At 42.7% G+C, this 22,871-nt stretch carries 32 protein-coding genes and 3 pseudogenes; 8 read left to right on the plus strand and 27 right to left on the minus strand.

Translation table 11 applies throughout. The features are described 5' to 3' along the window. The 11 genes from P3L56_RS11370 to P3L56_RS11420 form a co-directional block, all read right to left on the minus strand. Window positions 1-576 carry a hypothetical protein gene (locus tag P3L56_RS11370; protein WP_272659520.1) on the minus strand — a complete coding sequence of 192 codons (576 nt, stop codon included), beginning with the start codon at window positions 574-576 and terminating at the stop codon, window positions 1-3. Next, window positions 576-1,070, minus strand: a complete 495-nt coding sequence (locus P3L56_RS11375) for a hypothetical protein (RefSeq protein WP_272659519.1) — start codon at window positions 1,068-1,070, stop codon at window positions 576-578. The genes P3L56_RS11370 and P3L56_RS11375 overlap by 1 nt, the downstream gene beginning before the upstream one ends. Further along, window positions 1,054-3,510 (minus strand): hypothetical protein, encoded by a 2,457-nt coding sequence (locus tag P3L56_RS11380; protein WP_272659518.1) that lies wholly within the window; start codon window positions 3,508-3,510, stop codon window positions 1,054-1,056. Before P3L56_RS11380 ends, P3L56_RS11375 begins: the two co-directional genes overlap by 17 nt. Continuing rightward, on the minus strand, window positions 3,510-4,115 hold the full coding sequence (locus tag P3L56_RS11385; protein ID WP_272686230.1) for a hypothetical protein: 606 nt from the start codon (window positions 4,113-4,115) through the stop codon (window positions 3,510-3,512). The genes P3L56_RS11380 and P3L56_RS11385 overlap by 1 nt, the downstream gene beginning before the upstream one ends. 50 nt (window positions 4,116-4,165) lie before the next feature. Further along, window positions 4,166-4,507, minus strand: coding sequence for a hypothetical protein (locus P3L56_RS11390; RefSeq protein ID WP_272686231.1), 342 nt, complete (start codon window positions 4,505-4,507; stop codon window positions 4,166-4,168). Window positions 4,508-4,515: 8 nt separating this feature from the next. Continuing rightward, on the minus strand, window positions 4,516-4,947 hold the full coding sequence (locus tag P3L56_RS11395; RefSeq protein WP_272686245.1) for a Bbp16 family capsid cement protein: 432 nt from the start codon (window positions 4,945-4,947) through the stop codon (window positions 4,516-4,518). A 64-nt stretch (window positions 4,948-5,011) separates the two neighbouring features. Then, a complete protein-coding gene (locus P3L56_RS11400; protein WP_272686232.1) occupies window positions 5,012-6,001 on the minus strand; it encodes a major capsid protein in 990 nt (329 codons plus the stop codon). Window positions 6,002-6,018: 17 nt separating this feature from the next. Then, window positions 6,019-6,690 (minus strand): peptidase, encoded by a 672-nt coding sequence (locus P3L56_RS11405; protein ID WP_272686233.1) that lies wholly within the window; start codon window positions 6,688-6,690, stop codon window positions 6,019-6,021. Then, a complete protein-coding gene (locus P3L56_RS11410) occupies window positions 6,687-7,010 on the minus strand; it encodes a hypothetical protein (RefSeq protein WP_036964058.1) in 324 nt (107 codons plus the stop codon). Before P3L56_RS11410 ends, P3L56_RS11405 begins: the two co-directional genes overlap by 4 nt. Further along, window positions 7,007-8,659, minus strand: coding sequence for a portal protein (locus P3L56_RS11415; RefSeq protein WP_272686234.1), 1,653 nt, complete (start codon window positions 8,657-8,659; stop codon window positions 7,007-7,009). Before P3L56_RS11415 ends, P3L56_RS11410 begins: the two co-directional genes overlap by 4 nt. A 15-nt stretch (window positions 8,660-8,674) precedes the next feature. Further along, window positions 8,675-8,890 carry a hypothetical protein gene (locus tag P3L56_RS11420; RefSeq protein WP_004253720.1) on the minus strand — a complete coding sequence of 72 codons (216 nt, stop codon included), beginning with the start codon at window positions 8,888-8,890 and terminating at the stop codon, window positions 8,675-8,677. Window positions 8,891-9,087: 197 nt separating this feature from the next. Here P3L56_RS11420 and P3L56_RS11425 point away from each other — a divergent pair, with 197 nt between their 5' ends. After that, window positions 9,088-9,318 carry a hypothetical protein gene (locus P3L56_RS11425; RefSeq protein ID WP_272574596.1) on the plus strand — a complete coding sequence of 77 codons (231 nt, stop codon included), beginning with the start codon at window positions 9,088-9,090 and terminating at the stop codon, window positions 9,316-9,318. Between the two features lie 44 nt (window positions 9,319-9,362). Here the strand turns inward: P3L56_RS11425 and P3L56_RS11430 are convergent. The 16 genes and pseudogenes from P3L56_RS11430 to P3L56_RS11505 form a co-directional block, all read right to left on the minus strand. After that, a pseudogene (locus tag P3L56_RS11430) lies at window positions 9,363-10,598 on the minus strand (terminase); the annotation flags it as partial. A gap of 192 nt (window positions 10,599-10,790) precedes the next feature. Further along, window positions 10,791-11,474 (minus strand): annotated as a pseudogene (locus P3L56_RS11435) (LAGLIDADG family homing endonuclease); the annotation flags it as partial. A gap of 111 nt (window positions 11,475-11,585) precedes the next feature. After that, window positions 11,586-11,858 (minus strand): annotated as a pseudogene (locus tag P3L56_RS11440) (terminase); the annotation flags it as partial. Next, window positions 11,858-12,415 (minus strand): terminase small subunit, encoded by a 558-nt coding sequence (locus P3L56_RS11445; RefSeq protein ID WP_306804119.1) that lies wholly within the window; start codon window positions 12,413-12,415, stop codon window positions 11,858-11,860. The gene P3L56_RS11445 and the pseudogene P3L56_RS11440, both read right to left, overlap by 1 nt. A gap of 191 nt (window positions 12,416-12,606) precedes the next feature. Continuing rightward, a complete protein-coding gene (locus P3L56_RS11450) occupies window positions 12,607-12,798 on the minus strand; it encodes a hypothetical protein (protein ID WP_272686236.1) in 192 nt (63 codons plus the stop codon). Beyond that, on the minus strand, window positions 12,795-13,166 hold the full coding sequence (locus tag P3L56_RS11455) for a hypothetical protein (RefSeq protein WP_272686237.1): 372 nt from the start codon (window positions 13,164-13,166) through the stop codon (window positions 12,795-12,797). Before P3L56_RS11455 ends, P3L56_RS11450 begins: the two co-directional genes overlap by 4 nt. Continuing rightward, window positions 13,159-13,350 carry a Lar family restriction alleviation protein gene (locus P3L56_RS11460; protein WP_272686238.1) on the minus strand — a complete coding sequence of 64 codons (192 nt, stop codon included), beginning with the start codon at window positions 13,348-13,350 and terminating at the stop codon, window positions 13,159-13,161. The genes P3L56_RS11455 and P3L56_RS11460 overlap by 8 nt, the downstream gene beginning before the upstream one ends. A 78-nt stretch (window positions 13,351-13,428) precedes the next feature. After that, window positions 13,429-13,923 (minus strand): hypothetical protein, encoded by a 495-nt coding sequence (locus P3L56_RS11465; RefSeq protein ID WP_306804120.1) that lies wholly within the window; start codon window positions 13,921-13,923, stop codon window positions 13,429-13,431. Window positions 13,924-13,947: 24 nt separating this feature from the next. Then, window positions 13,948-14,220 (minus strand): hypothetical protein, encoded by a 273-nt coding sequence (locus tag P3L56_RS11470; RefSeq protein ID WP_210853125.1) that lies wholly within the window; start codon window positions 14,218-14,220, stop codon window positions 13,948-13,950. Window positions 14,221-14,222: 2 nt separating this feature from the next. Beyond that, window positions 14,223-14,768: a hypothetical protein gene (locus tag P3L56_RS11475; protein WP_172767129.1), complete on the minus strand. Its 546-nt coding sequence runs from the start codon at window positions 14,766-14,768 to the stop codon at window positions 14,223-14,225. A gap of 80 nt (window positions 14,769-14,848) precedes the next feature. Then, window positions 14,849-15,211 carry a RusA family crossover junction endodeoxyribonuclease gene (locus P3L56_RS11480; protein WP_154634830.1) on the minus strand — a complete coding sequence of 121 codons (363 nt, stop codon included), beginning with the start codon at window positions 15,209-15,211 and terminating at the stop codon, window positions 14,849-14,851. Next, window positions 15,208-15,579 carry a hypothetical protein gene (locus P3L56_RS11485; protein WP_272659497.1) on the minus strand — a complete coding sequence of 124 codons (372 nt, stop codon included), beginning with the start codon at window positions 15,577-15,579 and terminating at the stop codon, window positions 15,208-15,210. The genes P3L56_RS11480 and P3L56_RS11485 overlap by 4 nt, the downstream gene beginning before the upstream one ends. A gap of 270 nt (window positions 15,580-15,849) precedes the next feature. Beyond that, complete coding sequence (locus tag P3L56_RS11490) at window positions 15,850-16,323, minus strand: replication protein P (RefSeq protein ID WP_272659496.1); 474 nt, start codon at window positions 16,321-16,323, stop codon at window positions 15,850-15,852. Next, window positions 16,292-17,281, minus strand: a complete 990-nt coding sequence (locus tag P3L56_RS11495) for a hypothetical protein (RefSeq protein ID WP_181489738.1) — start codon at window positions 17,279-17,281, stop codon at window positions 16,292-16,294. Before P3L56_RS11495 ends, P3L56_RS11490 begins: the two co-directional genes overlap by 32 nt. Before the next feature lie 11 nt (window positions 17,282-17,292). Then, window positions 17,293-17,478, minus strand: coding sequence for a hypothetical protein (locus P3L56_RS11500; protein WP_117162272.1), 186 nt, complete (start codon window positions 17,476-17,478; stop codon window positions 17,293-17,295). Window positions 17,479-17,605: 127 nt separating this feature from the next. Beyond that, complete coding sequence (locus tag P3L56_RS11505) at window positions 17,606-17,827, minus strand: hypothetical protein (RefSeq protein ID WP_061063965.1); 222 nt, start codon at window positions 17,825-17,827, stop codon at window positions 17,606-17,608. Window positions 17,828-17,971: 144 nt separating this feature from the next. On the opposite strand from P3L56_RS11505, the gene P3L56_RS11510 reads away from it, so the two are divergent. The 7 genes from P3L56_RS11510 to P3L56_RS11540 all read left to right on the plus strand — a co-directional run bounded on the left by P3L56_RS11510 (window position 17,972) and on the right by P3L56_RS11540 (window position 22,802). Further along, window positions 17,972-18,571 (plus strand): helix-turn-helix domain-containing protein, encoded by a 600-nt coding sequence (locus tag P3L56_RS11510; RefSeq protein WP_272686240.1) that lies wholly within the window; start codon window positions 17,972-17,974, stop codon window positions 18,569-18,571. 329 nt (window positions 18,572-18,900) lie between these two features. Then, window positions 18,901-19,065: a hypothetical protein gene (locus tag P3L56_RS11515; RefSeq protein ID WP_172767124.1), complete on the plus strand. Its 165-nt coding sequence runs from the start codon at window positions 18,901-18,903 to the stop codon at window positions 19,063-19,065. Further along, window positions 19,037-20,761, plus strand: coding sequence for a PD-(D/E)XK nuclease-like domain-containing protein (locus tag P3L56_RS11520; protein WP_272686241.1), 1,725 nt, complete (start codon window positions 19,037-19,039; stop codon window positions 20,759-20,761). The genes P3L56_RS11515 and P3L56_RS11520 overlap by 29 nt, the downstream gene beginning before the upstream one ends. Window positions 20,762-20,816: 55 nt before the next feature. Beyond that, a complete protein-coding gene (locus P3L56_RS11525) occupies window positions 20,817-21,917 on the plus strand; it encodes a RecT family recombinase (protein ID WP_272686242.1) in 1,101 nt (366 codons plus the stop codon). A gap of 39 nt (window positions 21,918-21,956) precedes the next feature. Then, window positions 21,957-22,226, plus strand: a complete 270-nt coding sequence (locus P3L56_RS11530) for a hypothetical protein (RefSeq protein WP_181489735.1) — start codon at window positions 21,957-21,959, stop codon at window positions 22,224-22,226. 34 nt (window positions 22,227-22,260) lie between these two features. Next, complete coding sequence (locus P3L56_RS11535) at window positions 22,261-22,422, plus strand: hypothetical protein (protein WP_272686243.1); 162 nt, start codon at window positions 22,261-22,263, stop codon at window positions 22,420-22,422. A 41-nt stretch (window positions 22,423-22,463) separates the two neighbouring features. Continuing rightward, a complete protein-coding gene (locus P3L56_RS11540) occupies window positions 22,464-22,802 on the plus strand; it encodes a hypothetical protein (RefSeq protein ID WP_272686244.1) in 339 nt (112 codons plus the stop codon). Window positions 22,803-22,871: the final 69 nt, after the last annotated feature.

Raw genomic sequence — 22,871 nt, forward strand, 5'->3', positions numbered from 1 at the left:
TTAAAATACAAAACGATTGGTACCGCTTTTCTTCGCAATATCAAACATGTTATTACTTGAACTACCACCAGCTGCCGCGCCAGATGTACCAGAGAACGGATCCCATGTTCCACCAGCCAATTGATACGCACCGTAGGCTTTAATTGGTGCGGTTAAGAGCGTTGTAGCAGCGCCAAAATTACCCTCACGGCGTGCCATTTTCCCCTGCAACCTGTCATTAGCTGCTTGCATTCGTAGGCCGTATGCTTCGCGACTCGCATTATTAACTAACGTTAATGCGTCAAGTTCACCCATTGCCGCAGTATCGCCGAACATATCAAGTGCACCAGCCGAACTTAAATCAAGTCCACTCGCTGACATTGCCGCTGCCTGTGAACCTGCTAATTGCCGCGTGCGTGAACGCTGTTTCTCTGACTCGGCATTTCCACGATTGATTGAATCATTTGCTGCTTGCTCATTCTGTCGTGCATTTTGGTTGGCTACATCAGCGTTAAACTTGCCTGATTGATATTGGCTATATGCCTGCATACCTGCCGAGGCTAGAATGCCCCCTGCTAAAATGGCTGGACTACACATTATTTCGCCCTCGCATTCATCGTGAATTTATGAAACGGATAATTAAGCGCACCAATGGGCTGCGCATCTTCTAGTTTGAACCCTAGCCAATGCAGCCACGCTTTAGCAATGTAATTGCGCTCATCAACGTAATTAAGTAGTTCAGGATAGATTTGTAGCATTAAGCCAACGAATGGCTTACAGCGGCGTAGAAAGGCCTTCTGATGCTTCTCTAAAATATCTGAGCCAACCAACCAAGGGATGCCAACGCCGCCGATAATTGACGCTGGCGACACACCAAAGATAGCTGCTACCTCACCATTGAAAATAGCGGCCCATGATTTTGTAGATAAGTTAATACCTGAGGCTAAAACCTCTTCAGGCGTCGATAGATTCAATGCATAGAACTCATCTATATCAGCTTGTCTGACATGCGGTACCAATGCCTGTGCATGCTCTAATGTTGCAGGTACGATTTGAACAATACTCTTTGCCATATTAGAAACCCCCCACATCTAAACGCGGTATCGCAGCAAGGATTGATAAAGGTAACGGATCAGACTGCCTGACATACACACGGCCGTTTTTGCTCCACTGTGCATCAAGGTTGATTTCTACCACGCCAGTAGCATCATTAACCGGGTTATCGTAGAACTCGAATTCACGCTGGGCATATTCATATAACCGGTCTTTTTCGGTACCGGCCCATATGCCACGACTTGAATTAACAATAAGACTTGCCACTTTAACCAGTTTCTTTTTGTCGAGTAGAGTTTCTTGCCCGTTGATATGAATATCTAAGGTTTCCATATCGCTAACGTACGGTAAGCCAATGTGAACCACTACGGCTGGCTCTTCTAATGACACTGCTCCACCAGATACTTTTTGCTGAGGCAATACATTTGCATCTGCTAAAATGCTGGTGGTTTTACCTTCGATATGTTGTAGCCCTTCAAAACGGAAACGGGCAAAGCCCCATTCGCTTAATGGCTTATCCTGTAGTAATTCAGGCACATCACGATTAGGCGTTACCCGCACCGCATGAGTATTAATAAACTCAGTAATTTCACAGCGTAACGTTTTGTTTTCTTCATCTTCAAAATAAGGCAAGTGAATAGCGTTACCGATATCGCTATCTTTAAAAATGGCATTGCTGGCGGTTAAGGCAATATCACCTTCGTACGTCCAGTTATCGACTGTGGTTAGGCGTACGGTGCTAGCTTCATCTTTATTTCTGCCGTCATAGCTTAGGCCTGAATCAACAAAGAAAGCGTCCTCGGTCTTAGTAAATAGACGACTGCTTAAGCGCTCTATATAACGCACAGTACCGTCACCAACTTTACGGCAAACAATGAAGTAAACCGCATCCTCATTACCTTCACTCACGCTGCAGGTTGATTCAAATTGCCCGTCAGTCTCTTGTGGTGCCCACGCAAATACTTGCTGCTCTCTGAGGTATGTCAATGAAAGCAATTTACCATCATCACGAATACACCAAGCTATTGAGTAAGGAACGATAGAAAACGCCCAATCAATAATCTGGTGGCGTTGAAATAGGTGATTAGCCATGATTGTTAAATCGGTGCCTTGGTACCCGTCAACGTCGAATGAATACGCAAGGTCACGCACCGCGCTACCTTTTTCTTGGATGTACAAAGCAATATTGGCAACGGCAATTGGTGGCACATCACTACAGCCATTGGCACCTTGCGATGAAAAAGAGAAACTACTAGGAGTTAATACTTTGTTCTGATCCCCAGTGATTTGATACTCACCGCCAGACGTTAAGGCCACCAGCGAACCCACATCAATTAAGTGACGAATTTCATTAACTTGGCGTCCTGCATAGGTGTAGATAATACGGTCATCATCTTGAATAGGGTTATTCTTGCCAAAGTCTTTATAGTCCCCACTACGACTAGCCCAAATCGTTTGGGGATAAGCACGAGAGCCAGCAAAAAATAATCGCTGCTGGTAATACATAACGGTGCTAGGGTAGCCGTCTACATCATTCCAAACCGACCTAGCCCATTTGTACGTAGCGTTTTCTTCACCAACGGCATTTGATGGAATGTACGAAACAACTTTACCCGTAGCTGTTAAGCCGTCCGCACTGACTGAATTGATTTTAACGATACCAAAGCCACTATGAAGGTATTCCCACTGGATCCCAGCATCACCGCCCCAACCATCCCAACTCATACCTTCTGTATGTGATGGCCTTAATGTTCCGCTTTTACCCTTTGTATTTGCTCTGTAGTAATGAGAACCAGCTCGCTTTTGGTCATTTAATTCTGTAGTTTTATCTGTTTCCCATGTTTGTATTGCATCAATTGCTTGCTGTTCAACATAAATTTGTTTGCCAACCAATTCAGCACCAAAGATATTATGCGTTGCCGTCAGCGTTACATCACCTGTACTGGCGCTAACATATAGCTTACGCTCTTTATCCGTGTTGATATCTTCGAATGGGCCATTGCGCGTTTCAACAGGAACTAGTTTCCAATCGTCATGATCATAGCGCTGTAGTTCCATCGGTGGATAATCAGCATGTACGATAGTCATTACGTCTGCTGACTGTGTAAATTTTAAATTGAATAGATCAGATTCGTTATAAGGTGTTGCAAGTTCGAATATTTCGCCCTTGTGCTCACCGTCTGCATAAAGCACCTGCCCACCGTCTTTGATCACGCGCATGTACTTATCACCCATTTCAAGGGCGTAAGTTTGCACGGTGCTGAACTGGAACGGGATCAGGCGGCATTTCTTGTTAGGGTATTTTGCCGCTGCAATAAATTTAGTGCCTGGTCTATTTTCAATGCCGCCATATTGTCGCACGATGAAATTAGAACATTTACGCAAAGCGGTGGAGTATTTTGCTAGGTCAATACGCCCATAAAGGCTAGGTGCGATTTCACCACCAGAAAAACTTGGTTGAATAATGCTATAAGCCATTACGATAACCTCGCTTCGGTGAATGGATCCATGTAGTCGTTAGGCTCTGCTGATTCATCAAGAGAGTGAGCGCCAGCATTAGCAATCGACATTGTGTACATCTGAAATGCTTCACTACCGATACCAGCGTTAGATGCCAATGGGCGTGCTAGTTCGCCAGCTAAACGCCATGCCAGCGCATCTATGAATAATGAATCAAACATATTCACATCGGTGACTGACGCAGTATATTGAAGCCACGCTTGCGGTTGGTCGCAGTAAATCAGTTTTCCTGTGCCGTCAGCATCCGAACCCACAAGAAAATTAATCGCATTGTGCGGTTGAGGATATTTCTGGCCAGATTGAATAATAGCTATTGCCTTTAAACAATCGGTTGGGTAGCTATAGGCAAACTTCCAGTCTGGCGGCGGGTTATTAGTATCAGCCAAAGCAACGCGCTTACTGGCAAAGTTCCACGGAAAATCAGAGAGCGTAGTATCGCGGCAATGATTGAAGTGTAAATTGCATTGCTCGGCTTCTTTGCTCTTTTCGCTTAGACTGTTAATGAATCGGCTATTACCAATACGACTAAGTGCCAAGTTACAGATTTCTATTTCTGAGGCCATTAGAGTTACTCCAAAAGAAAAAGGGGCTTTCGCCCCCTTTAACGCGAAAACTAAATCGCTAATTCTTTACGTCTTTCGTCTATCGCAGTACGCATCTTCTCTGCGCCCATGTTGTGATGAGGTGCTTTACCAAACAGTTGTGTGTACTGTTCGCGCAAAGCTTCAAGGCTAGAATCAACAGTATCGCCTGATCCACTGATAACAGTATTGGTTACAACCTCACTACTATCACCACTAGCCCCATCAACCAAAGCGTCAGTATCAGGTTTAGCATCATCACCACCAATCAACTTTAAGTTGCTGCCAGCAATACCGCTGTATTCAACCTCCTCACCAACTTCAAGCAGACGACCAGCGATAAATGATTTTTTCAAAACTTTATATCGTGACATGTCACACCTTAATTAGTTACAGCGTTGTAGATAGGATGAGCATCAACATTAAGTACGATGCCAGCCGTAAACTTACCTGCGGTTAATGGACCATCTGTGACAACGTAACGAAGACGCAGATACTTAATGACACCATGAGGAACGGTACCGACAATGCGCTTACCTGCATTTAAATCAGCAATAGGCATTTCAACGGATTTAAACAATGCAACAGGCGTTGTAAATGCTTTATCGGCTGATGTTTCCAGTACGACTTGCACTTTGGCTTCACCTACTGCTGTAGCCTGCTCAGTAACCTGTGCAAACAGTTGCAGCGGTTCACCAATACCGATATCACGGAAATCGCCTTTAACTGGCGTTAGGTCAATAATACTGGTCGCAGTCGCTGATGCGGTTACTGCTTGGTCGAGAGAAAATAGGGTTTCTTTATCTAAAATCATGTTGCGAACTCCCAACAAAATTAAGTTAGCGGTACCCATTCAGGCACCGCACAATAAGTCAGACTTACTTAGCGACCACCTGATCCTCAGTTGTGAGAATTGCATCGGTACGGCGCACAGGGATTTCATCAAAAGAAACAACCTTCTTCCCTGCAACTTCTTGCATAGAAATATTGACGTTCTTTGAATTTTTAATCTGGCGGCGCATCCAGCTACGAACCTGCTGATTGCAATAGAAAACAGGTTTACCCATAGACAGATTAGGGATTTTCTCAATCGCCTGAATCAATAAATCAGGCAAGTCGATAGCACCTGTTGCCTCTGGATCTTTGGTTAACTTAGACAGGTCAACGTTAGCTATACGTACTACATAACGCCAATCACGCATTGTTAGGCCATTTTCCCATTTGAAATGGGTGCGATAACCTTGGTATTTACCGCCATTTTCATCATCCAGCGTGACTTCGCCTAAATGCTGTTGTTCAAGTCCAGCCTTAGAACCTTTAGGGTAAATACCATGAATCGTATTTTGCCCCCATACCACTAACCAGATAGAGGTTAAATTACTACCAGTGCCACCAGCATCAATGATGTTAACGGCGTTCTTAGCACTAAGATCATTAAAGCGCGCAGACAAGCCAGTAAAACGCTGAGCGTGAATGCTTGTATCACCGTAGAAAAGAGTTTCAGCCATTTGCTGGTTCATGGATTCAATGAATGCTTGCGCTTCTGACAATAAAAATTCACTAGTATTTCCATTTAAATCAGCCAGCTTCTTATCTACTTCTGAGTAAGTTTCCAGCATACCAATGGTATCTGTAACTTGCGCTGTTGTTGATTTGCTTGGTTGAACACCATAGTTCAATAAGCGCCATGTTGCAGATGGTAAACCAGTACGAACAGTTGTACGGTGCCCTGTAGGTAAGTTACCTTCGGCAAACACCATATCATCAAGAATTTCGTTAGACTGATTGAGCAGTTCAACGATCTTCGCTTGCTTGCTGTTTGGGTCTTGACGCTTAGCCCAGTCAGCCAATGTTAGAGCTTGAGGCATAATTTATCTCCTATACCTTATTTGCTATCACCAAAAAGAACATCCGCAGCACTGCGAGCGTTTTCACTGCTGCCACTAACAAAGCCGTCTTCAGACATAGCTTTGCCAATCTTTGAAAAAACACGAACAAGCTCTGGATGATTGCCTAATCCTGTTTCAACCAGATAACTTTTAAGTTCAGGTGAACCGAATTGATCTAAAGCCTTTTGTGCATTACCAATTGATTCGGTAGAGCCAAGACCTTCCTTATCTGCGTTTACTGTTTCAGCCCAATCAGTAACTTGTTTTTGCCATTCATCGGCTTGCTGCTTAACCAGTTGTGGCATAATCGTAGAGCCGTACACATCAACAATCTTTTGCGCTTGCTCGTTGCTTAAACCAAGTTCACGGGCGATAGGCTCAAATGCTGCCACGGCTTCTTTATCAAGCTCTTGGTCTTTACCAGCCGTAAACTCATACTTTTCAGGCGCAGCGCTTACAGGCTTCTTGTCAGAACCTTCCTGCTTAGTACTGGACGTATCATTAGCCTTGTCAGTCTCTGTACTAGTAGTCGTAGTCTGATCACCTGTTGTTGATGTTTCAGTTTTAACCGCTGTAGTTTCTGTTGTTGTCGCAGCTGCACCTTCGCCGCCATGCTCTGAAACCTCATTACAAAGGCGACGAAACACCAAGCGTTGAAATAAATTCATTGATTGTTCTCCTGTTCTTTGGCTTCTTCTGCCATGACCAAGTAGAGATCAGGGCAAACACTCATTACATTTTTAAATAGCTCTAATCCCTTATTACGAGCGCCCTCATTAAAGGCTGTACTGTAGGGATCAGAAGAAAAAGAAGAATGGAAAACACCACTGGCAGATAGGGTTTTCCAGATAAAACGACGACCGTATTCAGTGCTCATTACCTGCTTTAAATCATCGTCTTCACGTTCTTTTCTAAGCTTGTCTTTAAGCTCTAAATCAGCCTGAATCTCTGCCTTTTCCTCTTCCGAGTAATCGTCAAGTTGTGTCATTGACCACCACCAGCAAGCGCAGCTAAGGCGCTGTTATCATCCATAGGTGTGTTCCCAAGAGCCTGAGCACCTGCCACTGCCTCTTGTGCCATTTGCATTTGTTGCATCTGCTGTTGTTGCTCTGCACGCTGCTGGCGAATAGCGGCTACTTGGTCATTGGATGAAACGATAGTTGGGGAAACACCGATTGATTCAGCGTAGTTATCAATCATTTCGTCAGTGTTCAGCTTGTCGAGTGCTTCTGGTTTCATCTGTGCAAGACCACCAACGAAGCCAACAAATCGCTCAATACTGCTAACACCAACCGATTTCTGCGCCTGCGCCATAACAGAAATATATTCAACCTTAAGCTGCATACCCTGCATTTCTTCTGGCGGCATCGGTAACAAGTTTTTACGCGCCATGATTGCGAACGTACGATTAATTAACTTGTCGAGCAGTTCAGAATCCAAGCGTTGTAAGACAGGCCCTAACATGAGTAGCTTTTCTTCACGCATTTCAATTACCGCCTCAACGGGCATTGAGCGTGTATTTACAGACTGCATCATCATGAAAAGGTCAGAGAAATAGGCCTCTTTGATTTGATTACGAGTATCACCAATATCTGCAATCAATCCGTTAATGTCGGCCTGTACTTGAAATATCGGTTTAATCATTTGGTCAGCGCCAGCCATTGGAAGATAAGTTATTCCACCAGGTACAAGTGAAATGCGCTGATTCTTAATTGATGCAGGCGCTTGCATAGGTGGATTGGTCACTTTATCAATCTGTTGTGCTTTTCGGCGCTGTAATAGCTGCAATGCTTTCACGCTACCTAACGCAATCATACCGGGGCACGATGAGCCGTAGACGTCCTCGCCGTTAACTTCCCAGCGTGGAGCCATAATAGGAAATTCATCAAAGCCAGATTCGCGTAGAACGCGTTCACTATCACCACCCATTTCAAAGTAAACGGACTTAAATAGCTTGTTCTTAGCGTCCAGCTTGCCGCTGATGCGGTTTAAATTCGGGTAAACTGAATGAATGACGGTAATCCACTGGCTATAGTTGCCAGAATCCCATAGGCTTTTAACTTGCTCGCTTACTTTGTCTAGCCCGAACTCCATAACCAATTGACGCACTGTCATGCTGAATTCACGGAAACAAGTATCAACTGTCAGATCAGGACCATTCGCAATGTAATAGCTTCCGACTGGAAAAGGCACGGTGCGAATAACGCGCTCGTTATCTTCCAGCACAGCTAATGCGCTGGTGGCAAAAGTGCCGATATCGGAATAAGTTTGCGGCAGTGATTGATAGATATTGGAACGGTTGAACACTTCATTCATGCGCTGCTCAACGACTTCAAGCCACATTTTGACAGGGCTATAATTCATCATGTCAGGGTCTGGCGTAGCCAAACGGAACCATTTACGGGCAGGGCTAGTTATCCCTGACATCATGCCACTTGATAAAATACGCTCTGATTTAGCCGCTTCTTGGTCGATGATTTTCGTATTACGTCTATCACCGCGATTAACTTCTGATGTGTTAAAACGAGTGCTACGAGGGCGTGTATACTCTGCAAGCTCTTTCCAGTGCGGCTCAAATGATTGGCGCTCATTCTTAAGCTGTGAGAGTTGTTTTAATAAATCCTGCTTTAAACTCATACCGCCCCCGTTAGGTTACTGACCAAGTAGCGTTTTACCGCTGGTTGATGCTGCATTGGTTGTACCCTGCGCACCAGTTAGCAATGTTGACTTACGACCAGCGGCAGCACGGCGGCGGCGTAGCTCTTCATCACGCGAACCTACTACAGCCTCGTCCTGTTCTTGTGGCGCCGCCTGAACTGGTGGAGGGGTTTTAATCTTTGGGGTACCACCTAGGATATTTCCGCACATATAACACCTCGATAAAATAAACAACATTATACTTTATGATTTATTGTATATCTTATTTGACAAATATAAAACCAAGATATACATTTTGGTTATCGGTTGTTATTCAGATATTCCTTTGCCCGTTATCAAGTGACTTTCCTTTGCTTACATTTGCCCTCGCTGTGAGGGCTTTTTTTTAATAATAAATAGGTGAAATTATGAACAAAACATTAACGTTTGGTCAGAAAGCTGTAGGTCTATCTTTCAATCCTTCGAATGATTCACTAGTTGATCACTTCAAAGTTAAGCTTGCTGACTTGATTGATGAAGCAAACGCCGTACGTGAAACATCAGACGACCCAGAAGTTAAACGAATGGCATCTATCGCTATCACTGAGCTACAAACTGCACAGATGTGGATTGTTAAAGCGGTCACTTGGAAAAATTAATTTTAATAGACAGATTATAATAGCCTCGCAAATGCGAGGCTTTTTTATGCATATGGATCGTAGTCAGCATCACTAACAACGTGACTACCATGATTAGATATAGAAATGTTATTGCGTTCTTTTTTGGTGACTGGGTAAGCAAACGTTAAGACAAACGCATCACCTTTACCCGGAGAACGTCCGATACGTTTTTTAATCTCTTCCTTTGGTTCTAGTACGATTTTACCGTCAACTCTAACCTTATATTCAGCCACGGATAAATCATCAGCTGTTTCTTGGTCATCAAGCGCACCGCCTATTTTTAACCATGTTTTAGCGCTGCTATACATCTCACCACGCTTATTTAGCATTTGCGGGTCTGTAGATGCGCTACCGAATTGCACGAGCTGCCAATCACGCCCCCATCCAGTACCGATAGAGTAAATTCCAGTACCGTAGCCATAATCAATATGAACAGCATCAGCGCCATACTGATCCTCAAAGTCAGCAATGCGCTTAGCCATAACCATATCATCAGTAGTTTTGCTACCAGTCCATAGACATTTGCTGTGTAACCCTTGGCGCAAATAGATTACAGCATCATCATCACCGGAGTATGCAGGGTCAACGCCTATGATAATTGGTGCGTGTGATACTTCGGCCTGTGTTACTGTGCGCTTCATTGCTGCATCAGTTAGGCCAGTAGGAATGAATTGGGTTTCAGATGTTGATGGAAATATGCCGCGCACACGCACTTTAACAAAGTCGCTATCCTCGCCCCGGTCTTCAATCCATTTATCAATCTGCTCTTTGTTAGTGCCTTCAACATTGCGGCTATCAATCTGCTTGGTTTTCCAGCGGTGCTTAAACTTACGGAAACACTCACGGAAACGACCTGTATTACGTGTAGGGTTACCAAATGCTATCCAGATAATTTCTGTGTTTTCATCCGTCAAAGCACCCTCTGCTACTTCCCATACCAGATCCGCAATGTTTGAGGCTTCATCGAAAATTAGAATGATGCGCTTGCCTTGGTTATGTAGCCCTGCGAATGCCTCTGTGTTGTTCTCTGACCATGGCACAGCATCAGCACGCCAAGCATTAGCATGATTAGGGTCATTGGAATAGATAGCTGTTTTGGTACATGTAAACCAGTCCTTGGTGATAGATAGACGCTGCCACTTGGCAATCTCTGGCCATGTTTTAGTTCGTAGCTGGTTTTCGGTGTTGGCAGTAACAACCACTTTGCAATCTTCGCAAGTGTCCATGCCCCACTTGATGATCATCGATATGAAAGCGCTATTATGCGTAACAATAAAATTGTTAGCCTGATACAGTCCATCGTCACTATCAACTGTAATACACATTGCTGGCATATCACCAATAGGCTCGATGCTCTCAATCCAACGTTTCAAGTATCGTGACTCAGACGGCTTGTAAGCATCTTTTTTTCTAGTAATGGCAAAGGGATTAACTGGCGAGTTAATTGTTACACGATAGCAATCTCTGCCTCTAACTTTTTCACCATTAGAATCAGTATAGAAAGGTTCTTTTATTGTAGGCTGATGCATGGCTTTATAACCAAGAGAACGCGCTAGCCACACTATATCATCGGCTAGTCGTTCACTGGTTGTGCTGTAGCCTATTGATCCTGATTTATGCACTTCTCCATCCGAATCAAGCAGACCGCAAAGCAGATCATAACGCACATCACATGTGTTAAATTTGTAAGCATCTGGTATGTATCGCTCATGTGAACCTAAATCTAATATACCTGTAGCTCTTAGGTTTGCCGTTTCACCAGATAGATACACTGATAACTTAGCGCCTTGCCTTGTTTTGATACCCAAACAATTTAGCTTTTCAATTATTTCAGTATCTGGCTTTGTGTACATTGATGAGCCTTTCTTGCCATCACCAATCCAAATACCTAGCATGTATGGGTTAGCTGGAACGTCTACACATGGGTATTGAACGGCACCCTGTATAGGTATTTCCCATTGCCGAGCCATAGCCTTGCCATTCTTGCGCTTAACGCCAAGTCTTAGTATTTGAATGGTTTCTAATGTACGCCACACATCAAGGTTTTTTCTCCTCTCCTGTCGACCTTTGACATTCCATAAGTGACCACTTGACACATCAACATAAGAACGGTCATCAAATGTAACCCTATACATAGGCGCAGATTTGTAGTGCCTTGTTGCTACAATTTTTACTGGATACCCTGATTTAGAAAAAACGGAATCACCGATAGCTAAATCCCCCCATAGCCTTCTACCTATAGGAGTATCGATAACATCATCAATGCGCTGCGCCTTCCCTATGCCGTGACCTGATGCCCTAGCAAGTTGTAGCGGCTGGTGTCGTGTTTCAGGGTTGCGTAGGTGCTCACCTATTTCGTTCAGCGCTTCCGCTTGCCATTGACGAGGACCACTGGCATTTTCAAGTTCGGTACCAGCCTCACCCCAAGGAAATGCATAGAGCGCATAACTTAACGGGTCATGCGTAAACATGCCGATATCGTTAATTAGCTGCTCTTCTGGTGACAGGGTATCAATCATTACTCACCACCAGTGGCACGCTTACGGGCTGCTGCCATTTTATCTGCAAGAGATATATTTATATCGACTTGGAACCGCTCACGGAAGGCGTTAACGTCAACGTGCTTACCGACCATTTCAAGAACACGTAACTTATCTAACAACTTAACTTTCTTAACAGTAACCTTTTCATCAATGACAGCTATTTCAAATGCATTAATACTTTTGCGCCATACTGCAGGCCAATCTTTAATTGGCTTGATATCACCCGTATTAGTGAGAATATCTGCGATATCGGCATCCAGCATATTAACTAATCGCTCTAATACACTGTCAGCGTCTAGCTTCTTGCGTTTATTACGTTGCTGCATAAGCTGCGCTATGCGGTCAATGACACGATGGTCTTTCATGAGTTGTGATGCGCGCTTACAGGCGCTACCTTCGGCATAGCCTGCTGCTAGCGCTGCATTGGTTTGATTATCAGGGGCTTTGATATATTCCTGACAGAAGCGCTCCATTTGAGCATTAAGTGGTGTAGGTTTTCTGGCTGGTGGCTTACGTGGTTTCTTTGTGGTCATAATCATCACCTCTACGGTTATTATGACCAACTAAAAGATAACATTCAAACCTTATGAGAATTTTGAACTAGTCGGTTATACCGACAGGTTGGAATTGTCGTTATGTGAATTCCCATAACGGAACAATATCAATTGGTTGACAAAATCGCGTCAACCAAATTTCTATATTGATGGTGATTTGTCAACCATGGTTATTTTTTCGCCCAAGATTCTAATATTGAAATCAACACCCAAAGCGCGATAGTTATAAAGACAATGCCATTAAACATTAAAAATGCCTGTATAAGCCCAGTACCTTTGCCTATCTCAATAATTACATATGGTACGCACAAAATCAGATACATAATCAATACAGATATCGTTACTTTAATTCTTTTGCTCATTTATCGTCACCTTGTACACTAACATTACCAATAACCGTTAATTGCAGCTCATGCCACCCTTTAGTATTCCAACACTCTGCGGCGCCAGACAGACAGCAATTAGCCACTGGTAGCCGCTCACCACACTTACCACAGCAACGCTTTGATAGCTCCTCAATCTCACGCTTGAGCCGCGCATCATCGTTACGAATGAGCATTTGAATGTATTCCGATTCGTCGTACGGTTCGCGCCCCGGTCTACGCAACGCACAATTACGCTTAATCATTTCGTGCTCTTCGGCCTCTACCTGCCACTGCGGAGTAACCAAGCCAGCATCACGCTGGCGTTTACGTTGCGCTGCTTTGCGCTCTGCTGGTGATTTAGCCATGTGAAGCCCTTTTGTTCCATGCCGATACCGCCGAGCTATCTGTGGTTTGAATTGGCCCAGTTGAATCACAGTTATTACAAAACACAAAATAACTACCAAATATTGAGTTAGTATGAATACCGATATCAACCTGACTACCACAGAACGGGCACGGTTTTATTTCTGTAATTTTATGTTTATCCATTGAATAACATCCCTGCAGCTAAAGCGAACACACACCAGAACGCACACCAAAACACAACAAATACCAAGTAACGTTTAATCATTCCGCACCACCTTTTTTAATTGGATAACCATCATATATTTCATGTAAGTGACCACGAATTTGTAACCTACGAAGTGCGCTATACATATGATCGCATTCCGCTTGCTTATTTGATTGAAATGGCTTTTTGTCATACCAGTAGGTATTAGGAGGCCAGCCATGAACCTTGAAAACTCGCTTACCTTTTACGTGGAGCAATCCCCATCCTGCAGGTAAATCTTCCTGTTTAATAATATCTGGCGGTGAGATAAAAAAACGCCAGTCACCCATCCCCTTTTCTGGCTGTTGCCTAAACCATTTCTTTTTATCAGCAAGGAAATCTGAACGACTTACCTTTGCCTCAATCAAGCAGCTTGCTCCACTCCTAAAACCGATAGCATCTGGCTGCTCACCAGTCCCATTGCTTGATTGAAACCTATCCCCAAATGCAACGTTGAACCCATTATTTTGCAGAAAACGTACAGCTATATCGCACAGCTCATCATGTGTCATTTGAATCTCACCTCGTGTGACATGTCACGATTGTTTGTTTAGTTGAATTAACGGAATGTCGAAACCAATGTGATTACCTCCCGTTAACTGCTCAAATTCTTTTTTAACCGCGCTAATTACCTCACCGTCACCATCCATGAACGCCACAGGCTTTTGTTGAGCAAATGCAAGGTTTTCACGAACAACATCATCAAGGTAAGTGCAAATTGCATACACTTCTTGAGATGAGATATTTTCAGGCGATACAGAGCCGTCAAGAATGTCGTAGCACAGCCTAATTGCGTCGATAGTTGCCATGATTACAATCTCATCGGCATGATCATCACAGTAACGCGCTCATCGTGTGGGTTCTTAACTTCACACACCACAGCATCAGTGGCTGATTTAACTCTGATTTCATACGCTGGCATACGTGGATTAACAAACTTGGCTACCTTTTCTAATTTGGATAAATAGCCAGAGTTTAGGCACAGAACAGACGGTAATTTTTCATCTTTTTTAGCGGTGGATTCGATAAGGTGATTAATGTTTGGGTAGCGACCATCGATAACACCACACAGCGCAACACCAACAACAAAACCAGACTCTGAATGAAGTTTTACAATCTCTTCCTCTGTGTCGAATACAGCGTACTCAAAGGTCTTGGTAGGCAATTTTCCAACAGACAAAATCACTTGGTCTGTAATTTCATTGTCATGATGACCATAAGCAAGCATATGGCCGTTAGTTCCTGCCACCTTCCCATCAGGTAGAAAACAAATACCATTGATGTAGTAACGCACATCACGAACAGCCATACATTCCATGACAGCAAGCAACGTTCCACGATTAACTTTCAGTTTCATAATTAATTACCTTATTCATTTCTAATTTAGTAATTTCAATCACTTATTTACCCACTGGTAACAAGTTCATGAATTGTCAATTATTCCGGTAACCTTACCGTTATCATTCCTGTGGTGCCCCACACCTTAGAAACTCGCCCATCCCATATTCGCGAATCATCGTCAAAGATGGCGTCCAGCAAGGCTTTCTCTAAGTTGTCCTTGTCTGGCTTTTGCTGGTGGGGCTTACCGTCCATTTCAGCCTGTTTTTTCTTGCTCCATGACTTCGGCATAGGCATAACAAAAATTACGTGGTAATCGCTCTCAGGCAGGTTAATTCCCCTTGCTCTCACCTCGTCACAGAACGCCCGATAACGCATTACAGCTGGTCGTTTCTGCCATTTGTCACGCTGGGTCATACGGGGCTTAGGCACTGGTACAATTGGATATTCAAGGGTTTTCATACCGCTAAGCCTCGCTTGATACGCTTAGCTCTTGGTTTTGCTAGTAATTCATTGAACATAATTTGTAATCGCGCTGGTTCACCTGTTTGGCACCATGGGCCATATTCAGGTATCACGACTGGTGATTTAACTTTCTTTGGCTTACTGGTTCTCACCTTGTGGCGTTGACTACTGCTAGCTTGTCTAGCTAAACCAGTCTCGTAGTTATCATTCAGCTTGTAGCCAAACACTCTGACACCGTTATTTTCAACGACTACCAGTGAAACAACTTCAAACCTTTCCAGTTGGTCAATCGCGTTTTTTGCTGTGCAATACGAAGCCTTAATGCCGTTACTTTCAAAATGGTCTCTAATCGCCTTTAGCGACATGCTTTGACCGCCTTTGAGTAGCTCTATAACCCTATCCTGAAATAACATAACCATTACCTCGAATTCGATTAACCCACACGGTTAATATAAACAATTTGTTTATCTTTTCAACCATAAAAAATCAGTAAGAATTGATTTTCTTACCACCCTTTAAAACGCTCTGTAACGCTCTACATTTGATTTTAACATTCAGCCCATGGGATTTATCATCCCGCATATCAAAAATGACTGTATGTTAATCCTGCTTACGATTTTGATAACCTTTGAATCTTATTGTCTCCGTTGTTTACCTTTTCCAATTAAATCCATCCAAGCAGGGCGAGGTTTAGATTTATCGGTAAGTGTCAGTGTTGGCTCTGGTACCTTTTCGCCCTTTCTAACTCGCTCAGTCCATTGTGATAGCATTTTGTCTAGTCGCTTCTCACATTCAACCTCAGTTAGCCTTAGGTCAATCATCTTCATTCTGAGGTCTGTAAACATCCAATACTGCACTGGGTGTTTGAATGGGTACATTTCCGCGCTCTGATAGTTATTACGCTTAGCGCAGTAGGTTAAAAAATCTCTAAGCTGTTCGTCAGGATCAAGCCCAAACGGGTTATGCTTAGCCGCTTCACCAGATAACGCGACAATCACGTCTGATAGTTCCGGTGGCCATGGGTTGCCATTCATGCAGCGGTCGATACAGAATTTAAACAGTCCGTCCAGTTGCTGGTCACTCAATGCGCTTAGCGCTCGTTTCCACATCAATGACGGTTCCGCTCCATTCTTGTTGGTCCATTTGTCCCCATACAGCTCCGTCAGTTTGAGCCAAAGAGTCGAGATATTCCTGTCCGTGCCTTGCCCTGATTGCGTGTTCGACTTTCTGAACTGCTCTCGACTTCCCCGCAGCTGGATCAAATTTGAATTCGCTTGTCCCATAATCATCACCTTTTAATGCAAATAAGCCCTGCCAGCCATTTGATATTGACTGGAATACAATTCTTGCTTGTGTGTCTTTGTTCCCACCAGATAGGTTTAACAACTTTGTGATTGCCGCCTTTAGGCTCCTTTCTGATTTATCGTATGCTGTTAGTTTTAACTCCTTGCGGTACTGCATCCATTCTTCCCATGCTTCTAGGTTCAATTCATTTGGATATTCAAAATCATTAACCTTAACTTTTTTAACTTTGGGGGGTATGGGGGGTTTTACTTTCTGTTCCTGTTCTTGCTCCTGTTCCTGCTCTTGGCTTCCAAGGGTCTTTGAAGCCCCTCCGAAGCCCCTTTCATTTTTTACTGATGATTCACGCTTTTCCGTCAGGTTAAAACTTGATTCATATTTATCGTAAAACTCTGATAAAAATAGATTTTTAGGCTGACTTTCATACTCTCTTTGTATGCCTATGCATCGGTTATCTGATGGTTTTAATGACGTGGCTATTTGATACTTTGCCATTTCGACAACCCAAACAACTTCCGCAGTTTCGTCATAGTGGCAAAAACCCGATTCAACACACCTTTGAAGCCCCTTTGAAGCCCCTTCTAAGCCCAATCCTGTTTCATGCGCAATATAGATAATTGGTAGGTAATACATACCGATCATGTTTGCGTGCGGGTTCGTAAGCAGGTACATCGACACAATAAGAGCCTCATGCCCTTTCTCTCGGATCTCCTTACCCGTTTTTCCAATCCAAAATTGCGGAGAAACCTTTCCGTAATCACGCATACAAACACCACTCACTTAGCATTGATAATTAATTGCTTTAATGTTGACCTATACTCCATGGAGCTTTCGTAGTTACATGTAACGCAAGCACCATTAGCAACATAACGCTCAGCAATATGACCGTTTTTACATTTCTTACCTGTGAAATAGCGCAGCTTGCCTTGAGAAGCAGCTTCCATTCTTGACGTAACTTTCACGTTTTGACCTCATTATGTTGTGTGACTTGGTATGAGATTACACAGCAATAAAAAATAAATCAACCATAAAAGATCTATTGTTTATCACACCAATCAAAAAAAGACCGCTTTCGCGGCCTAGTGAGATTTACTTCATAAATTTGTCTGCTATTTGGTCTAACGTTAGCTCTATACCGAATGAGTTAAGGGCTTTCTGTAACCGCTTAGCTGTCTGTAATGACACGCTACGGCTGCAATAGCGTAGATGAATAGAAATATACTGAACGGTCAGGTTTGCGCTGTCTGCAAATTGCTGGCGCTCACGTTTAGATAGACCATTCCAGAATGTTTTGAAGTCTGTAAATGCCATATTAACCACCTAAAAAGATAAACATAAATCAAGATTTGAAATAATGATAAACAAATTGGGAATTTACCTCAAAGGTTAATTTGATATTTAATAGATAAACAGAATAAACAATATCGAACAAAATAAACGCAAGGGAAAAATACAGTGAAAAGCATTCAGGATATCAGAAGAGACAATCTTGTCTTTGTGATAGAAAAGCATTACGAAGGGAAACAGAAGAGCCTAGCGGCAGCGCTTGGTTGTGCTCCTAATGTTATTTCTCGTTATTTAATGTCCTCTGACATGAAAAGCCATCGTTCGCTTAGCGATCCTATTGCTAGAAAGATTGAGCACCTTACCAAACTACCTAAGTATTACATGGATAAGGATCACTTGAATGTGCCTGCTGAACAAATTGCGGATGAGTTAGCACGCCAGCCTACCGACATTGGGCGCATACTTGGGGATAACATCACAACATTTATGCTAATTGATGGCTTTAAATCACAGGCCCAGTTGTCAGTTAAATCCGGCTTAGGCCAAGCCACTGTAAACCGCATTATCAAGAATGAGTCCAGCGCTACTGTTGATAGCGTTGCTGCAATTGCGGAAGCCTTAGGCCGTAAGTCATACGAATTACTCATGTCTAAAGATGATTCAGACGTTCTTCACTACGATCATAAAAAATTTGCGGCATTGCCCGATAACGAAAAAGAAAAGATACAAGACTTTATTGAGTTCATTATTAGTAAAAACGAAAAGTAAAACAAAGCATTACATTTATAGCCAGCCTCGAGCTGGCTTTTTTATTTACAGAAAAGATAAACATTTTGGTTATTTATTTGTTTTTAACAGTTGACAACTGTCTTTTATGGTTTATTCTTTATCTCACATTAACCCACAAGGTTAACGCTCTTTAACAATACAGAATGGCCATCACACTCCTAAATTCTGTGGGCCGCAGAATGTCTTAGCTAACCCGTAGATTCGGAATGCAAGATTTGGACAGTGACAATATTAATCAATCTAGCTGTTTTAGCTGGATTTTTTTCACGCCACAAACATAAACAATTTGTTTATTAAAGGTGATTGAAATGATGTTTTTTATCGAAAATGGTTTTCATGTATTTATCGTACGTGGAAAAAGACAAGAGTTTATAAACTTTAAAGATGGTATCGAGTGGGCTTTCGTCACTTGGATAGCAATTCAAACCGACAAGGAATTATCTAATGAGCAATCAAGAACAAGAGCAATTTGAACAACGCAAGTTAAGCAATATTGTTAGCGCAATCTTAATGGCCAATGACATTAACACGCCTGAAAATATTGATAAGCTAACTAATCACTTAAACAAAACAGCCACCAGCGAAGAGTTTGAGCAGTTCGAAAAGGTAGCCTTTGAGTTAAGCATTACCACTACATCAACACCAAAGCTGATGTTTCTGCACGATAACGACATTATCAACGCTTACATTAATGTCATTAAGAACCCTGATAAATTCCGCTCTAATGTTGACCGTAAAAAATACTTCCAGTCTTTGGTTTCGCCTGATAAAGAGGAAGTAATCGAACCTACTAAACCTGATGTGATTACTCACGCCAGTGAAGATAAACAAACTGGTAATGTAGAACCAGAAGTTATTGAAGAATGCCCCGTAAATGAACCACCTTACTTTGAACCAGGGCGTTATACAGATATTTCAAATGATGATTACCATTCATCAAACGGCATTAGCAGCACTATGTTGAAAGATGGCCGTATCAGCTTGATGTACTTCGAACGCCGCCATATCAGCAAAGTTATTCAGCGTGAGCGTTCAGAAGCCTTAGACTTCGGTAGCTTGTTCCATACCTTGGTTTTAGAGCCTGAAAAGGTTGAAGATGAGTTTAGCCTTCCGCCAGTTATCCCTGCAGAAGCACTGACCAATACTGAATCCATGAAGAAATGGATTGAAAAATACAATGCTACATTGCAGCCAGTAATGAGTAATGACGAACTAAAAGCTGAAATTGATGCATATAACGCTACCCTACCACAGCCATTACCGCTATCTGGTTCAGTAGAAGAAATTGGTGGACTGTATGCAAACTTACCTGATGAATTTAGAACGATACCTGAATCAGATAAGCATACCGCCGCCGCAATGAAAGCCTGCATCAAAACATTCAATAATACCTTACCTACACCCTTGAAAACATCTGGTGGCAGAATCGACCTGATTAGGGAATTGGAAATGATAAACCCTGAATTGGTGGAAACTGAACGCAATAAACCAGATCCACTGAATACATCAGGTAAGAAAGAGGACCTTATCGCCAGAATAAAAGGAGTTTCCCCTAACACTGTTTTCGCTGATGAGTTAATGCAAGCATGGCAAGCTGATGAATCGCGCATTCGCATTACAGGTGATCAGTACCGTTTAGGTAAAGCAATGCAGCAAGCTGTATTTGACCATCCAGAGGCTGGAAAACTGGTAACCCACCCTAACCGTGCAGTTGAAGTTAGTTATTACGGTATTGACGATGATACAGGCTTAGAAGTTCGCGTGCGTCCTGACTTAGAGATTCAGTATGACGAAAATCTCAGAGTTGGTTTCGACCTTAAATCAGCTTCATTAGGTCGATACAAGCAGGATGCTATCACCGCAATGATACGTAAAGAAATTATTAACCGTGATTATCATGTCAGCGCTGCAATGTACTGCGATATCGCCATGCTAGACCAGTTCTTCTGGATATTCGTTAACAAAGACGAAAATTACCACTGGGTGGCAATCGTCGAAGCATCACCTGAACTGCTTGAACTTGGTCGCTTGGAGTACAAAAAGACGCTGCGCGATATTAATAACTCAATGAACACTGGCATATGGCCTGCACCAGTTACCGAAACACTCACCATTAATCTTACTGACTTTGAAACACGCAAGTTAGAAGAACTTCAATTAGAAGCTTAATCCATTCTAGCGCCCTGCTTACTGCGTGGCGCTTATCAATTTAGAGGTAATCATCATGTCAGAAGTGGCAACTATCAATCAAAGTAATAATTTAGTCATGTTTAGTCCTGACAAACTACAAAGCTTAGTTGAGTTTTCTAAGCTAATGGCTGAGGGAACAGTTACCGTACCAGACCATTTAAGGGGCAAATCATCTGACTGCTTAGCTATTGTCATGCAGGCAATACAATGGGATATGAACCCTTTTGTTGTTGCACAAAAAACATATACCGTTAATGGCGTCCTTGGTTATGAAGCTCAATTAATTAACTCCCTAGTTTCTACTTCAACCGCTATTCATGGTCGTTTTCATTATGAATATAGCGAAGGTGGATGGGAAAAACTCACCAAGAGCAAAGAGCTTACCAAAAATCGAAACGGTAAAGATTATTCGTTTCGTGTCCGTGATTGGACTGATGCCGACGAACACGGATTGTGGATACGTGTAGGTGCTATTTTACGAGGCGATAGCGAAATCACATGGGGAGAACGCATTTATCTATCTAGTGTCGTTACTCGCAATTCACCTTTATGGTCAACAAATCCAAAGCAACAACTTGCTTACCTAGCCGTTAAATATTGGGCGCGACTATATTGCCCGGAAGTGATTCTAGGTGTTTACACCCACGATGAGCTACCAGATGCACCAATCAAAGATATAACACCACCAAAAGAGCGTGTAAGCCTTAATGAAATCACTCAGCAAAATGAGCCTGAGCAGCATCACGAAGCCACCAGCGGCGACAGCGATGTAATTACTGGTGAAATTGTTGATGATGGATTTAACCCTGATGAAATGCGTCAAGCAATCAGTAACGCTGAAACATTGGAACAATTCAAAGCTATACGTAGCCAAATTGAAGAACTCAAATCAGTTATGGGTACTTCGTTGTATACCGAACTCACCAACAAAGCTAAACAGGCTTATCACCGCGTCGATTCACGCAACAACCTTGAAGCACAAATTAACAGCCTGCCTGCTGGTGGCTCACCAGAAGCTAAAGCAGCCTTTGAAAAGGTTGTTCAATTCCTTAATGCCAACAAACGCAAGCTTGGCGACGAACTGTTCGATTCATTCAGCTTGACGCTAAACGATATGAAAGACGAATACCAATAATAAACTTGTGGGGGGGTTCGCCCCACCTTAGGGGAAATTATGAATTTAGAAGAATTAGGCGCTCTGGGGAAAGTTATTTCATCTTCCCAAGTGCAAAAAATAACGGGCCTTGGTCGCACGGTATTGGATAAGTTAAATGCAGAAGGCGTATTAACAAAGATTTACTTTAGCGACCGAAAATATGTTTATCGCCTTGATCAAGTCAATGCTTATGTCACCTCTTGCATGAATAACCCAACAAAAAACAAAGGTGAATCCTCTGCTGATAAGGCCAGAAAAGCCCTTGAGGCTAAAAAGGCTAAGCAATAACCCTTCCCTTATGATTTAACCAAAGGATATAACCATGAAAAAGCCAAACAAATTGCAAAATTTTATTTATTACTTAACTAAAGATGCCGCCAGAGATTCATTTGAAGAGTGGCTGGAAAATAATGGAATTAGCGATGACGAATACGACGAAATAAAAGAATGGTTTAAGCAATTCGATATTAAGCCATACGTCTAATTACAGGGATATATTTGCAAGAATGCAAACAGGAGATAGATATGACAGATAAACTCAAAAAAGAAATAAGCAGCATTATGGATAGAGCGGCAATGGGTAATGCTACCGCTTGCATCTTAAATCGTTTCGCTAACACTATTCAGGTAGCTGCTTTTTTAATTAGTAAAGGAAAAGTTAAAGAAGCTACTGACTGGTTATATGGTGCTTTGGAATGGGATTCTGAGGTTGATATTTTTGGTGACCTGAAAGATAGCGACGGCAATTCAGAAGATATTCAAACTTGGTTCGATAAGCAGATGGAAGGCGAAATTAGCTTTGCAGAAGCAATTGAATTAATCCGCAAATATTACCCAGAACTAGAAAAGCTACGGACAGCTTAATTTAACTCGCAGGGATGCAATGAATAAAAAATGCCGCCCAGAGAGAGCGGCAAGGGGACGTGTAGGAAT

This window comes from Providencia sp. PROV024, from assembly GCF_032709665.1.
GTDB classification, from domain to species: Bacteria; Pseudomonadota; Gammaproteobacteria; order Enterobacterales; family Enterobacteriaceae; genus Providencia; species Providencia huashanensis.

Excerpts from the sequence above, each read along its gene's own strand:
- P3L56_RS11370 (WP_272659520.1), bottom strand. The coding sequence starts at position 576 with ATGTGTAGTCCAGCCATTTTAGCAGGGGGCATTCTAGCCTCGGCAGGT.
- P3L56_RS11375 (WP_272659519.1), bottom strand. The coding sequence starts at position 1,070 with ATGTGGGGGGTTTCTAATATGGCAAAGAGTATTGTTCAAATCGTACCT.
- P3L56_RS11380 (WP_272659518.1), bottom strand. The coding sequence starts at position 3,510 with ATGGCTTATAGCATTATTCAACCAAGTTTTTCTGGTGGTGAAATCGCA.
- P3L56_RS11385 (WP_272686230.1), bottom strand. The coding sequence starts at position 4,115 with ATGGCCTCAGAAATAGAAATCTGTAACTTGGCACTTAGTCGTATTGGT.
- P3L56_RS11390 (WP_272686231.1), bottom strand. The coding sequence starts at position 4,507 with ATGTCACGATATAAAGTTTTGAAAAAATCATTTATCGCTGGTCGTCTG.
- P3L56_RS11395 (WP_272686245.1), bottom strand. The coding sequence starts at position 4,947 with ATGATTTTAGATAAAGAAACCCTATTTTCTCTCGACCAAGCAGTAACC.
- P3L56_RS11400 (WP_272686232.1), bottom strand. The coding sequence starts at position 6,001 with ATGCCTCAAGCTCTAACATTGGCTGACTGGGCTAAGCGTCAAGACCCA.
- P3L56_RS11405 (WP_272686233.1), bottom strand. The coding sequence starts at position 6,690 with ATGAATTTATTTCAACGCTTGGTGTTTCGTCGCCTTTGTAATGAGGTT.
- P3L56_RS11410 (WP_036964058.1), bottom strand. The coding sequence starts at position 7,010 with ATGACACAACTTGACGATTACTCGGAAGAGGAAAAGGCAGAGATTCAG.
- P3L56_RS11415 (WP_272686234.1), bottom strand. The coding sequence starts at position 8,659 with ATGAGTTTAAAGCAGGATTTATTAAAACAACTCTCACAGCTTAAGAAT.
- P3L56_RS11420 (WP_004253720.1), bottom strand. The coding sequence starts at position 8,890 with ATGTGCGGAAATATCCTAGGTGGTACCCCAAAGATTAAAACCCCTCCA.
- P3L56_RS11425 (WP_272574596.1), top strand. The coding sequence starts at position 9,088 with ATGAACAAAACATTAACGTTTGGTCAGAAAGCTGTAGGTCTATCTTTC.
- P3L56_RS11445 (WP_306804119.1), bottom strand. The coding sequence starts at position 12,415 with ATGACCACAAAGAAACCACGTAAGCCACCAGCCAGAAAACCTACACCA.
- P3L56_RS11450 (WP_272686236.1), bottom strand. The coding sequence starts at position 12,798 with ATGAGCAAAAGAATTAAAGTAACGATATCTGTATTGATTATGTATCTG.
- P3L56_RS11455 (WP_272686237.1), bottom strand. The coding sequence starts at position 13,166 with ATGGCTAAATCACCAGCAGAGCGCAAAGCAGCGCAACGTAAACGCCAG.
- P3L56_RS11460 (WP_272686238.1), bottom strand. The coding sequence starts at position 13,350 with ATGGATAAACATAAAATTACAGAAATAAAACCGTGCCCGTTCTGTGGT.
- P3L56_RS11465 (WP_306804120.1), bottom strand. The coding sequence starts at position 13,923 with ATGACACATGATGAGCTGTGCGATATAGCTGTACGTTTTCTGCAAAAT.
- P3L56_RS11470 (WP_210853125.1), bottom strand. The coding sequence starts at position 14,220 with ATGGCAACTATCGACGCAATTAGGCTGTGCTACGACATTCTTGACGGC.
- P3L56_RS11475 (WP_172767129.1), bottom strand. The coding sequence starts at position 14,768 with ATGAAACTGAAAGTTAATCGTGGAACGTTGCTTGCTGTCATGGAATGT.
- P3L56_RS11480 (WP_154634830.1), bottom strand. The coding sequence starts at position 15,211 with ATGAAAACCCTTGAATATCCAATTGTACCAGTGCCTAAGCCCCGTATG.
- P3L56_RS11485 (WP_272659497.1), bottom strand. The coding sequence starts at position 15,579 with ATGTCGCTAAAGGCGATTAGAGACCATTTTGAAAGTAACGGCATTAAG.
- P3L56_RS11490 (WP_272659496.1), bottom strand. The coding sequence starts at position 16,323 with ATGTGGAAACGAGCGCTAAGCGCATTGAGTGACCAGCAACTGGACGGA.
- P3L56_RS11495 (WP_181489738.1), bottom strand. The coding sequence starts at position 17,281 with ATGCGTGATTACGGAAAGGTTTCTCCGCAATTTTGGATTGGAAAAACG.
- P3L56_RS11505 (WP_061063965.1), bottom strand. The coding sequence starts at position 17,827 with ATGGCATTTACAGACTTCAAAACATTCTGGAATGGTCTATCTAAACGT.
- P3L56_RS11515 (WP_172767124.1), top strand. The coding sequence starts at position 18,901 with ATGATGTTTTTTATCGAAAATGGTTTTCATGTATTTATCGTACGTGGA.
- P3L56_RS11520 (WP_272686241.1), top strand. The coding sequence starts at position 19,037 with ATGAGCAATCAAGAACAAGAGCAATTTGAACAACGCAAGTTAAGCAAT.
- P3L56_RS11525 (WP_272686242.1), top strand. The coding sequence starts at position 20,817 with ATGTCAGAAGTGGCAACTATCAATCAAAGTAATAATTTAGTCATGTTT.
- P3L56_RS11530 (WP_181489735.1), top strand. The coding sequence starts at position 21,957 with ATGAATTTAGAAGAATTAGGCGCTCTGGGGAAAGTTATTTCATCTTCC.
- P3L56_RS11535 (WP_272686243.1), top strand. The coding sequence starts at position 22,261 with ATGAAAAAGCCAAACAAATTGCAAAATTTTATTTATTACTTAACTAAA.
- P3L56_RS11540 (WP_272686244.1), top strand. The coding sequence starts at position 22,464 with ATGACAGATAAACTCAAAAAAGAAATAAGCAGCATTATGGATAGAGCG.